Annotated in this window: 10 protein-coding genes; 4 read left to right on the top strand and 6 right to left on the bottom strand. The window is 29.2% G+C overall.

Features of this window, described 5'->3' with window-relative positions:
- Window positions 1–364: 364 nt before the first annotated feature.
- Window positions 365–1,360: an outer membrane beta-barrel protein gene (locus EOV51_RS01435; RefSeq protein WP_128149116.1), complete on the top strand. Its 996-nt coding sequence runs from the start codon at window positions 365–367 to the stop codon at window positions 1,358–1,360.
- 6 nt (window positions 1,361–1,366) lie between these two features.
- Here the strand turns inward: EOV51_RS01435 and EOV51_RS01440 are convergent, their stop codons facing one another.
- Complete coding sequence (locus EOV51_RS01440; RefSeq protein ID WP_128149118.1) at window positions 1,367–1,906, bottom strand: hypothetical protein; 540 nt, start codon at window positions 1,904–1,906, stop codon at window positions 1,367–1,369.
- Window positions 1,907–2,026: 120 nt separating this feature from the next.
- Between EOV51_RS01440 and EOV51_RS01445 the strand changes: the two genes are divergently transcribed.
- Window positions 2,027–3,547: a lipopolysaccharide biosynthesis protein gene (locus EOV51_RS01445; protein ID WP_128149120.1), complete on the top strand. Its 1,521-nt coding sequence runs from the start codon at window positions 2,027–2,029 to the stop codon at window positions 3,545–3,547.
- Window positions 3,548–4,081: 534 nt separating this feature from the next.
- The gene (locus EOV51_RS01450; protein ID WP_128149122.1) at window positions 4,082–4,660 is read left to right on the top strand and encodes a hypothetical protein; all 579 of its coding nucleotides are present in this window, start codon (window positions 4,082–4,084) and stop codon (window positions 4,658–4,660) included.
- A gap of 326 nt (window positions 4,661–4,986) precedes the next feature.
- On the opposite strand, the gene EOV51_RS01455 is transcribed toward EOV51_RS01450, so the two are convergent.
- From EOV51_RS01455 to EOV51_RS01465, 3 genes are all read right to left on the bottom strand, one after another.
- Window positions 4,987–5,703, bottom strand: coding sequence for an acetolactate decarboxylase (locus tag EOV51_RS01455; protein ID WP_128149124.1), 717 nt, complete (start codon window positions 5,701–5,703; stop codon window positions 4,987–4,989).
- 388 nt (window positions 5,704–6,091) lie between these two features.
- The gene (locus tag EOV51_RS01460; RefSeq protein ID WP_128149127.1) at window positions 6,092–7,156 is read right to left on the bottom strand and encodes a hypothetical protein; all 1,065 of its coding nucleotides are present in this window, start codon (window positions 7,154–7,156) and stop codon (window positions 6,092–6,094) included.
- Between the two features lie 14 nt (window positions 7,157–7,170).
- Window positions 7,171–8,346: a hypothetical protein gene (locus EOV51_RS01465; protein ID WP_128149129.1), complete on the bottom strand. Its 1,176-nt coding sequence runs from the start codon at window positions 8,344–8,346 to the stop codon at window positions 7,171–7,173.
- A gap of 141 nt (window positions 8,347–8,487) precedes the next feature.
- Here EOV51_RS01465 and EOV51_RS01470 point away from each other — a divergent pair, with 141 nt between their 5' ends.
- On the top strand, window positions 8,488–9,813 hold the full coding sequence (locus tag EOV51_RS01470; RefSeq protein WP_128149131.1) for an HTTM domain-containing protein: 1,326 nt from the start codon (window positions 8,488–8,490) through the stop codon (window positions 9,811–9,813).
- A gap of 151 nt (window positions 9,814–9,964) precedes the next feature.
- On the opposite strand, the gene EOV51_RS01475 is transcribed toward EOV51_RS01470, so the two are convergent.
- Together EOV51_RS01475 and EOV51_RS01480 are read right to left on the bottom strand one after the other, a co-directional pair.
- Window positions 9,965–10,834, bottom strand: a complete 870-nt coding sequence (locus EOV51_RS01475) for a metallophosphoesterase family protein (protein WP_164875222.1) — start codon at window positions 10,832–10,834, stop codon at window positions 9,965–9,967.
- A gap of 46 nt (window positions 10,835–10,880) precedes the next feature.
- Window positions 10,881–12,335, bottom strand: a complete 1,455-nt coding sequence (locus tag EOV51_RS01480; RefSeq protein ID WP_128149135.1) for a SusD/RagB family nutrient-binding outer membrane lipoprotein — start codon at window positions 12,333–12,335, stop codon at window positions 10,881–10,883.
- Window positions 12,336–12,351 lie beyond the last annotated feature (16 nt).

A 12,351-nucleotide genomic window follows, 5' to 3' on the forward strand; every position in this document is an offset into this window, starting at 1 on the left:
AATCAATTTAAATTCTATTTTTACTCAAGCTTCTGAATTGTATAATAATTACCATCATATTTTAACCTTTTAATAAAAAATGATTGAAATTCTGATTACTGGCAAAAAATAAAAAATAATTAATTTCCAATTCCATAATCTACCCTATCCAGTATTAAAATAAAGTATATATTTATTTTAGCATATATCCTGAAATTAACCCTCAATAAATCAGGTATTCATATAGATCAATTACAATCGTAACAAAATCTTAATTACTATTGAAATAATTATTTTTTTTGGTTTCCTTAGATTTGCCTCAGAAATTAATTACTACGTTCCTGTTAAGAAACAGGAAGTTATATGAAATGAATACTATAAAAAAATGAAAAAACTAAATTATTATTTTGCCTTTCTTTTACTTATAAAACTTTCTTTTGTTAACAGCCAGGAAGTAAAAGAAGAATCTGCTTTTAAACCTAGCGGCAATGTAATTGCGAGAGGATTTTTGGATTATAGCAATAACTTTAAAAATGAAAGCGGTTTTAATATTACTCGGGCATTTTTGGGATACAGTTATAAAATATTGCCCGGTTTGGAAGGTGTGGTCATATTAGATGGAGCTTCAGGGAAAAATTCTTCCGGAAAGCTGGAACCTTACCTTCGAAATGCTTATTTATGCTGGAAAGATAAACAGTTTAACGTGCATGCTGGTTTGACCGGATTATTACAGTTCAGCATTCAGGAAAACTACTGGACTCATCGATATGTAGCCAAATCTTTTCAGGATATGAACAGTATGGCTCCGAGTGTTGATTTAGGTTTTACAGCTGAATATGCCATAACTCCGAAGATATCAGTTGATTTTAGTTTAACTAATGGTGAGGGATATAAGAAAATAAAATCTGATAATAATGCCCGTTATGCTGCCGGAATAAGTGTAAAACCCCTGAAAAACACTTTATTCAGAGTATATGCTGATTATTATAACAAGTCTAAGGATTCTTTAAGTACTAAAGACCAGAGTAATGTTGCTTTGTTTTTAGGCTATCAAAATCCAAAATTCTCTGCCGGAGCAGAATATAACCATCAGTTTAATCGCGATTTTGTAAATGGCAAAGATTTTTACGGCTATTCTTTTTACGGCTCTTTAAAAATTGCTCCTAAATGGAGAACTTTTGCCCGGTACGACTGGGCTGATTCTTCCAATCCTTCTACAAGTAAGTCATACTGGAGTAAGCTTGACGGTCAATTACTGATGTTCGGTTTCGAATTTTGCCCTATCAAGCAAATCAAATTAGCTCCTAATTTCAGGAATTTAAATTATGCGCGAAGAGATGCCGAACAATATTTCTTTATTAATGCGGAATTTCGATTATGATTTAATTTATGATGTAAATGCTTCTTCAACTAACTGATGAATCATGGGCATATACTCTTTTATATGAATGATTGCATGAACATCTTCAATGATATTCACTTTTACCGCTTCATCAAAAATGCGCTTATAATATTTTGAATCAAGGGTTTCATCATTTTTAGAGATTATCAGACTTACATTTTTATTTACGATATTTTCGTAGGTAGCACTGAATATCTTATTTCTCATATCCGGTAATATTCTATACTGATCTTTAATTTGCTCGGCAGAAAATACCGGATTGGTCATAACATATTTCAAATCTGGAAACTCATTAACTAAATACCAGGCTAAATTTGCTCCCATACTGTCTGCCATAAGAATATGCGGGAAAGTTTCATTTTTTAAGATGTTTACTTTTTGTGTTAAAAATTCCGGTATGTTCATATATTCATCCCACTCCCAATATATGGGTTGGAAATCTGGAAAATCTGAATAAAATTCTTTTATGCATTCGAATTTTTTTCCGGATGTCCTATAACCGTGAAGATAATATATTTTTTTCATTTTGGATTTTTAATCTGTATTGATATAAACCTAATCAAATTTATTAAATTTGTAATTAATTTTAATTGTTTTGACGAATTTTAACTTTCCATTAAAAGCAATTAGTAAAAAAAGACATACTTGTATAAAAAATTATTCAGCCAGACAATTATATATGGGTTAAGCAATGTACTTGTAAGAGTATTTCCTTTTATACTGACCCCCATGTTAGTTAAAGCTTTTGGACCCGCAAAATATTCCATTTATGCTGATTTTTATTCAGCTGCTGGAATTATTTCTGTACTGCTTACTCACGGAATGGAAACTACATTTTTTCGTTTTTTTCAAAAATTTAAAGATAATGCTTCTCGTCAGAATACAGTATACTACACTTCACTTACTTCTGTTTTTATAGTTTCGATCGCTTTTTTGTTTTTTGGAATCAGTGCCAGACAACCGTTAGCCAAAGCTTTTAAACATCCGGACGAAGTAAATTTTCTGGTTTGGTTTCTTTTTATTCTTGCTGCTGATGCAATGTCAGCCGTTCCGTTTGCTAAATTGAGAATTGAGAACAAAGCCATACATTTTGCTTCTTTAAAAATTATGAATTCGGTTGTGATGTTTTTGTTAACTGTTATTTTGATTTTCTGGATTCCGAATCAAATTAACAATAATGGATGGGGAAGTGGATTTTTTATAAAGATTTATAACTTTGAATATGGTATAGGATATGCTTTTGCAGCAAATTTGATTGCCAGTATTATTACTTTTGCAGCCTTATTGCCTACCATACTTAATGGCTCTTATAAATTTGATACTTCTTTATGGGAAAAAATGCTAACGTATGCATGGCCCATCACAATTGCCGGACTGGCCGGAATTATTAATGAAACGATGGACCGCCAGTTTATTAAGTATTTGCTTCCGGAAGGAAAGGCAGAAATAGAGATGGGTATATATAGTGCCGTTTATAAAATTGCAACTTTTATTACCTTGTTTAAAACTGCATATTTATTGGGAGTTGAACCTTTTTTCTTTTCTCATGCCGGAGAAAAAAATTCTGGAAAAACATACGCAACCCTGATGAAATATTTTTCTATTTTCAGTGCAGTTATCCTTCTTTTTTTAGTAGCTAATCTTGATTGGATAGGTAGATTATATATTCGCAACACTGATTACTGGAGTGGATTTAAGGTAGTTCCTATTTTATTGATAGGTTCAACGTTCCTTGGTATTTATCTCAATTTATCTATCTGGTATAAACTTTCTGACAAAACACATTATGGAGCTTTAATATCTTGTATAGGTGCTTTTATAACTATTTTGTTTAATTATTTAGGATTAAAATATACTAATCTTGGTTATTGGGCTTGTGCATATGCTACGTTATTTTCATATTTCACTATGATGTTAATTTCTTATTTGTGGGGGCAAAAATATTACTCGATACCTTACAATCATCGTAAACTGATTTTTTATATAGGAGGAAGTACAATTTTAAGCTTACTCTCTTATTATTTAAGTAATTCTATAATAGTGAGAACTTTGGTAGGTAATATCTTATTTATGCTATTTATTTATGTTACTTTAAAAATAGAATATAAAGATGTTGCTATTTTTAAAGCTAAGATAAATACTATACTACAAAGCAGAAAAAAATGATTTTTGGAATTTAAAGAAATCAAAACCAGCTTTTATTTCTACTGAAAATTAAAAAAAGTATGAAATTTATTTACAGGATTGTAAAGACTTATATGATTGTAAATATCAGCAACAATATTTATCTTTTAGAGTTTTTTGTATAACCTTACTAATTGTTAATTTCATTTGAAGTTAATGTATAAATAATCCGCATATAAAAAGACCCTTAAAAAAAGGGCCAAACTACTAACTTATTAATTCGTATAATTCTTATTGATTGAAATCTTTTAACTTTAATTCAAGTTAAAATTTACTTATATACAAATTTGATACATTCTTTTTATGTTTTTGTTAATTTATTATAAAAAAAATTTATATGAATATAGATTATATTTTATATGCGTTTAAATATTTATAAATCAAATACATAATAATAAAATAATATTATCATAAATTATGTTTTATAAAAAAATTTATGTTTTTATATACACTATTTGAAAGATATTTATTTATGGCACAAAATTAGAAGTAGAAGTGCAAATTATGAATTTCATTATGAATACCTTTAAAATTAGCAGTTTCACATTTTTATTATTATCAATCTTTTTATTTTCCTGTGGTGAAAAATCATCTACAAATCCTCCTAAAGATTCTTTAAATTCATCTTTAATTGAAAATGAGAGTACAGAAGAACAGAGTTTACCCATATCTGATTTACAGTTATCTTCATCTCAAGACCAGTTAATAAAAGAAATATACCAAAAATACAGAGGTAAATTTGAAGAAGTGGGAAGAAACAGAAATATAACTGGATATGAAAAGGGAGTAAGAAAAAGAGAATTAGCTTATGAGCGTAAAGAAGAGATTTTAAAAATCCTGAACGCTGAACAACGAAAAATTGCAGAAAACTGGTCGGGAGATGTGAATGATCAAAATAATGATTATTTAGAATCCCAACTTGAGACATTAGAAAACAGTTATAAAGTAAATAAAAATAACATTGAAAATAATACAAATTTATCTAAAGAGGAAAAAAAATTAAAGAAAGAAGAATTAGAAAACCAATATAAAATTGATAGAAAAAAATTGAAATCAAGAAAAGATATTATTAAAGATTCTCACTTAACAAAATAATTCAATTTTATTATCTAACTAATTAACACTTAGACTTTTATTTTATTTTATTTTTTTTATAATTGTATTAAATATATTTATAATATTAATGTATATTAATATTAAAATTTCCGTTAATTTGTACTACACAATTATATCATGAAGACACTTACAAAACTTTTTAATTTCAAATTAAAAAAAGAAAACATTTTATTAACCTTCACTATTTTACTATTTATATTTTTTTTATTACACCTTAGAGGTTTATCTGATTTATCATTTTAAATTAGGCTTTCATTAAAAAATATTACGAGCTAAAATTTTATAGCTCGTAATTCTGATTTGTATTATTTTTCAACATTTTTAACCATTTCCATCATTTTATCATTATCCAAATCCTTTTTCAAGTATTCTTCAGTATTAAATAATTTTAGTGATAAATTAAACTTAGTTTCATAGAATACTTCGGCTTCTAAACAATCAAATTCGAAAACATGCCCTCCCACTTTCTTATCTTCACTTACATAGTGTAGATGAAATCCTGCTACAGAAACATTTTCAAAAAATTCCGGGCTCCAAAAACCGATAAGTATTCCTCTGCTATTCTCAAACGTTCTGACTAATTGATTATGCGCAAATTCACTTCCATCTTTATAATTCTCCCCTCCATCTTTAGGGGTTCTGATAACAACTTTATTAAATGTTGCAACAATTTTTACAGCTAAAAAAACATTATCCAACAACACATTTTGTGATAATTTTTCATGTAAATTAGATTTGTTTAAATGCGTTGCCTGAAAAGACTTTTCCGGATTAAAAGTCGTAATTTGGGCAAAAGGTAACAAATCTGTATTTTTTAATTCTCTTAGTTCATGATTGTCTTTGCCTTCTAACATTTCGCCATCAATAATAATTTCTCCTGACATACCATCCGAGCATCCCAGCCCGAAATTACCACAAGCTAATACGTCTTTTGCTTTAAAATTGCCTTTAATTATACCACTCATTAATGCATTAATAGTTGAAAATTGATATAAAACTTGTTTTTTAGATTTAGTGTCCATTTTTTATTTATTTAATAATCTGAATGTTACAAACTTCATACCACACGGACATTAATTAATACCTATAATTTTGATAATAATAAGCTAAGGTTATTAAATAAAATATTCTTATAAAGGAAACGCTCTATATATATAAAAAGCTTATTTTCAAATAATTATACTTAATCTTATTTTAACAAACAATAATATTATATTATCATATTAAAATATATAATTAATAAATAATAATTTAAATTGAAATAAAATTTTATTATATAAAAATTAATTAATATTTTTGTATAGTAAATATAATTTTGAGAGCAATTCATGGTAATTTGGTTTGCCATGGATAAAAAATGAAAGCAACCGTACGGTTGCTTTTATTTTTTATAAAAAAGTTTTATGTGTATTATTTATTAATTTCTTTATACAGATTATTTTTAAAAAAATCAGTTCCATTTCTTTTATCGAATTTATCTGCAAGGTTTACTGCAAGCTCAAAATAATATATATACAATTGTTTGAAATTATATAAATCATCTGAATTATATAAGGGAAACTTAGGGCTGAGATTCATTTTTTGATTTTTATCACTTTCAAATAATCGTAAACAATTTTTAGAAAATGTAAATCGAATTGAATCTTCGGCCTCAGGTTCCCAGCACGAATATTTTTCAAAATATTCAAGCCCTTTCTTCCTGTCATTATCGATCATGTAATTTATAAGTAATGAAACGGTTGACAAAACAGAACTATCTGACTTATCTATCAATTCTAATTCCTTTATAGCCATTTCATAATAAGTATGAGCTCTCGGATCTTTTGCTTTGTTCAAGTAGTAAGACAATTCGCACAAGGTAACAAAAGGCATATGAGCACAGGTAACTCTTTTATTAATTAAATCGTGAGCCTGAACAATAGCTTCATCATAATTTTCTTTTAAAAGCTCCATTACGACTTTAGTATCAAGTTCACAGGCCGGGCAATGTGACATATCATCTCTGGCTTCTGCTTCTCTCAATTCTATAAAATGTTCCGCTTGTTTACTATCTCCTAAAAATTGATTCCAAGCTATTAACACACTATAATACCCTCTAAGGCTAAAGCCGTTTCTTTGCATCCTCAGCTTTAAATCTTCCAAAATTTTCTCTACTTGCTCTCTGGATATATTTACATTTCTGTAAGATGCATTAGCCATCCATTTATATTCCCATAAAAATTCATTTTCGCTAAACAAATCCTGATTTTTCTCCCAAGTATCTAATATCCACGAAAAGGCAGAAAAACTTTCTACGCAACGAGCTGTGTTTACTTCTTCAGCTATCAGATTCAAACGAAAATCAAAACCCCAGTCTAAATCATTATTTACATCAGCTATATTTATAGCTTGTTTGAGCAAAGCTATTCTATCTTCGATAATTACTACCTCTTTTAGTTTGAGTTCTATTTTCTGCAGTTCCAGATTGTAATTCATAATGCTTCAAGTTCTTATAATCTCGATAATTCTTCAAGTAATAGTTTATTATAATTTTGTGTTTTATTTCTGGCATCAAATTTATAAGCCAAATCTTCTGCTATTTTTTTATAGTAGTCAAAAAAAACATGTGTCCTGTATAGACCGTTTTCTTTATAAAAAGGAAAAGAAGGTCTCAAATTTTCCAATTTAATATCTTCATCTTTTTTAAATAGTTTAAGAAAGTTTAAAGATACTTCAAAGCTTATTTTATCTTCAGCATTTAATTGCCAATGCGCATATTTAGTGAAAAGAGATATAGCTAACTGTTTGTTATGTTCTGCACTGTAATTAATTAATTTTGATATATCGGATATGGCCGAAGTATTTTTATCTGATTTTAATTCTCCCAATGCTTTATTAAAATAAAACCGGGCTTCCGGGCGATTTCCTTTATTTAAATAATAGGCTAAATTACAATAGGTATTAAATGGAACTTCGGCACAAAATAATTTTTTCATTTGCATTTCTTTCATATCAGAAAGAGCTTCATCAAAATTCCCATTCATTAGTTTAATTTTAATTTTTGCATTCTGTTCGCAGGCTTCACAATCTGACATACCATCCCTTCCTAATCTATCACGTTCTTTAATTATATTCATTGCTCCATATATATCTCCTATATTTTCCCTCCACATCAATTCAGGAACAAAATACCCTCCCAATCCAAAACCATTATTCTCTAATCTAGTTTTTAAATCTTGTAATATATTTTGAATTTGCTGATAGCTTATTGATGAATTATCAATTGACGATACCGCCAACCATTTATATTGCCACAGTATGTCTTCTTCATTAAACAATTCTTTATAATTATCTACCGCTTCCAACAGCCACGCCATAGCCGAAAAACTATCTGTACAATGCGAGGTATCATTTTCCTCTTCTATTAATTGTATTCTTAAGTCAAAAGCCTCTTGAATTTCGTTATGCGAGTCTGCCAACTGTATTGATTGCTTTAATAACGAAATCCTTTCATCTGCACTTTCCATTTCTTCCATTAATTGATATCGCAAATCTATTCCTTCAAATAAATCATTATTATCATCAGCTATTTCTATAGCTCTGCCCAGTAATAATTTTCTTTCTGAGGAGTTGTTTTCCTGACTTATTTTAATTAGAAGCCTCTGTATCTCCAGATTATAATTCATCTTATTTGCTTTTAGATAAATCAATATACGCACACAAATATACCTAATTTATCTTTCTATTGTGATAAAGTAAACATACTTTACTTTACTATTTTCGTAGTCTAATATTAGTATATTTGTGTGATTTATAAATGTACTTCTGTGAAATTTTTTTCAAAAAAATTGTTTCTTGAAATAGACAACTCATCCCTTATTGTCTTTCGAATATTTTTTGGTTTTTTATTGACTGCAGAAACCTGGGGTGCCATACTTACAGGGTGGGTTAAAAATAATTTTATCACCCCTAAAGTATTTTTTCCATTCATAGGTTTTGAGTGGTTGCACCCTTTACCAGGAAACGGAATGTATTATTACTTTATTGTAATGGGTATTTTAGGTCTTATGGTTATGGTTGGATATTATTATCGTATATCTTTATTTTTTTTCACCTTACTATGGACATCCCAGTACTTAATGCAAAAAACTGCTTATAATAATCATTATTATTTTTTAATACTGATTTGCTCTCTTATGTTATTTTTACCAGCAAATGCTTATTGTTCCTTGGATTCAAAAAAAAATAAACGATTGCGCTCATATACTATGCCTCAGTGGTGCTCAGTTTTATTAATTTTTCAGGCAGCTATTTTGTATTTTTATGCGACTCTAGCCAAAATATATCCAGACTGGCTGGACGGGACGTTTACCCGCCTTCTTTATTCCGATAAAACTGATTTTCCTATAATTGGTAAATATTTTACAGAAAAGTGGTTTTATCTTCCAGTAGCATATTTGGGGATACTCTTTGACGGTCTAGTAATTCCTTTATTGTTATGGAAAAAAACAAGGACATTTGCTTTACTTGCAAATTTAATATTTCATCTTTCCAATTCTTTCATTCTTCAGGTAGGTATATTTCCATATCTAGCTTTAAGTTTTGTTATTTTTGTATATCCACCGTTAACTATTAAAAAAATATTTTTCAGAAAACGGCCCTGGGTCAGTAATGAAAATTATTCCAGCTATAAACCCCGATATTTTTATTATCTTTTTGGAGTCTATTTTTTAATTCAGCTTTTTCTACCTCTTCGCCATTATTTTATTAAGGGTGATGTTTTCTGGACAGAGGAAGGACACAGACTTAGCTGGAGAATGATGCTCAGACAAAAAAGCGGAAATACTCATTATAAAGTTATTGATAAATCAACTAAAGAAACCATTCCTTTTAACCTATATGATTTACTGACTGATAAACAGGTTTATAAAGCTAACTGTTACCCGGATTATATTTGGCAAACCGCTCAGTATATTAAACATGAATTTTATAAAAAGGGTATAATTGTAGATATTTATGCTGATAGCTTTATCTCTGTCAATGGACATCCGTTTCATCGATTTATTGATCCTGATGTAAATCTAGCGGAAGCTGACTGGAACTACTTTTTTCACAATAATTGGATCTTACTTTACAACAATTACATGGAATAATTCATGGATATTTTTTTAGTTCAAATAATTTTATTAATTAAATAATTGAATACAAGCTTTGATGGTTCGATAACATGAACAAACCTTGGAATAAAAAAGGATGAATCCAACGATTCACCCTTTTTTAGATAGTACTAAATGTTACTTCTAATCAGGGTTCAATAGTATGTTTCCATCCATAGTCAATATATTCCCATTTTATTTTGTTTGCAGAATCAACATCTACAGTTAAAAATCCTTCTTTTGTACCATAAAATGGCCCATACCACCAAGCTGCACTAATAGCTCCTGCAGTAATATATTGAACATCCTGAGAATATATTTCTTCATATAAGTGTTGATGTCCCTGAAGAACAAGTTTAAGATTGTATCCTTTGAATGCTTCTAGTAATTCTTTATAATTATTTACAACGTCCAGAAATACATATCTGCCTTCAACTACAGGATAGTAAAGTGAATATATAGGTACATGAGTCACCACTATAATAGGAGTTTCTGGAGAAATAGTTTTCAAATTATCATTTAACCAGTTTATTTGTTCTTTGTTATAATAATATCCTTCTTTATCGCCTGTCTGAACACTGTTTAAAACAAAAAATCGAACGTTTTTTTTCTCAAAAGTGTAGTATGATTGTTTGAAATGTTTATTAAAAAGCTCATCTCCTTTTGTATATCCTTTTTCCTCATCAAAAAAACGATCGTGGTTACCTATTGCAGGATAAATACTTAAAGAGGATTTATTTAATTCTGCTTTAAATGCTGTATATAAACTATCTGCTCTATTGTAATTTTTATTCAGCTTATCTACGTCTACTAAGTCTCCTCCTAAAAGGATAAATTCTACATTAGATTTTTCAACCTTTTTTAGAGCTTTCTGAAACCCTTCAAAACAATTCCCTTTATTTTTATAATTAAGGTGGATATCTGTCATAAAAGCAAATCTTAATTTCGGTTTACCAGATTGTGCTTCTGCGAAAAGCACACATAAAACCAGAAGAATTGTCATAATTTTTTTATTCATTTTAATATGTATTAGGTCGGTTATTATAAATTTTATTGTTGAATTTTTATTTAAGTATCCACATAACTCCATTACTATCATCTCCTCCGGGATATTGGCTGGTAATCGCATTTGCAAGATTGGTATTATTGTTTGTAATTTCACTGGATGGATACATCCACCTTTGAGGAATTTTACGACCATTTAGGGCTCCGGATCCATCAGTATTGAATTTAGGATAACCGGTTCTTCTTTGGTCATAAAATATTTGCCAGCCCGTATTAAAAAATAAAGCTATATGTTTCTGATTCATGATTTGCTCAAGTATATTTCCTGACTGTAACTTTATAACCGGTTGTTCTAAATATGTTTCTACATCAGAATTTTCTACATGATAAAAATTCATCGATGCTTTTATACCGTTTACATAACATGTATTTACATCCCTATTTATCCATCCGTAAAAGGCTGCTTCTGCAAGAATGAACTGCAATTCTGCAAATCCCATTAAAATGCCCGGTTCATTTACCGGATCATCAAAATACCTGGGATGTATTCTGGATGCAAGTCCTGAGGATGCTTTTTCGGAATTTGCTCCTAAATCACCACTTCCATACAGTCCATCGTAATAACTAAACGGGTCAGAATTATCTATTCCTGCTAAATTGGTTTTCTTTTCAGCCATTTTAAAAAGTCTGGGATCTTTATATAATTTGAGTTTATCAACAAAACTCTGTTCCATATAAAAAGCTGTTTTTAATTCGTTGCTATTGAAATAGGGATAACGATTATTCGCCTGGTTATAGAAATTTAGTAAACCACTATCGCTATGGCTTTCCATGATAGGGTTTTCTGAGGGATTGTTTATTATTTCGGCAAAAGACTGTTTTACATTCAGGGTTGTATCTTCTGATCTTTTGGATAAATCCATAAGGATTCTTAGTCTGTATGAATTTATTAATTTCCTCCATTTTAAGACATCTCCACCGTAAATTATATCACCACTTATTTGATTTGTAACTGTTGATAATTCCAGATTTGCTGCTTTCAATTCTTCCAGCACATTTTTATATATACTTTTTTGTGTATCGTATTTTGGATAAGAAACCCCTTGTTTAACGGCCTCGCTATAAGGTATATCTCCAAAAGTTTCAGTTAAGGAAACAAAATAATAGGCTTTGTAAAAACGTGCCAGGGATACATAAACCTGACTTCCTGAACGACCGGCTTCTTCAACCATTTTTTCAACTTGTTTTATATTATCATATAATTGAAATGAACCTCTCTGCCAGTTATAATACTGGTAAACATTTAATCCATTTATATAAGCTAAGTGTCTGGAAGCTAAGGCTGCTCTATCATCAATATTTTTGAAAGCAGACACTTGTATTCCCGGAAGTAAAAAGTCGGGGCTGACATGTATGACACGATTAGGATCATCCTGATAATCATCTACATAATTGCACCCTGATATACTAAATGATATGGATAACAAAAAAATATATATTTTAATATTTTTCATATTTATTTACTTTATA

The sequence above is a fragment of the Apibacter raozihei genome (genome assembly GCF_004014855.1).
GTDB classification, from domain to species: Bacteria; Bacteroidota; Bacteroidia; order Flavobacteriales; family Weeksellaceae; genus Apibacter; species Apibacter raozihei.

Excerpts from the sequence above, each read along its gene's own strand:
- EOV51_RS01435 (WP_128149116.1), top strand. The coding sequence starts at position 365 with ATGAAAAAACTAAATTATTATTTTGCCTTTCTTTTACTTATAAAACTT.
- EOV51_RS01440 (WP_128149118.1), bottom strand. The coding sequence starts at position 1,906 with ATGAAAAAAATATATTATCTTCACGGTTATAGGACATCCGGAAAAAAA.
- EOV51_RS01450 (WP_128149122.1), top strand. The coding sequence starts at position 4,082 with ATGAATACCTTTAAAATTAGCAGTTTCACATTTTTATTATTATCAATC.
- EOV51_RS01455 (WP_128149124.1), bottom strand. The coding sequence starts at position 5,703 with ATGGACACTAAATCTAAAAAACAAGTTTTATATCAATTTTCAACTATT.
- EOV51_RS01460 (WP_128149127.1), bottom strand. The coding sequence starts at position 7,156 with ATGAATTACAATCTGGAACTGCAGAAAATAGAACTCAAACTAAAAGAG.
- EOV51_RS01465 (WP_128149129.1), bottom strand. The coding sequence starts at position 8,346 with ATGAATTATAATCTGGAGATACAGAGGCTTCTAATTAAAATAAGTCAG.
- EOV51_RS01475 (WP_164875222.1), bottom strand. The coding sequence starts at position 10,834 with ATGAATAAAAAAATTATGACAATTCTTCTGGTTTTATGTGTGCTTTTC.
- EOV51_RS01480 (WP_128149135.1), bottom strand. The coding sequence starts at position 12,335 with ATGAAAAATATTAAAATATATATTTTTTTGTTATCCATATCATTTAGT.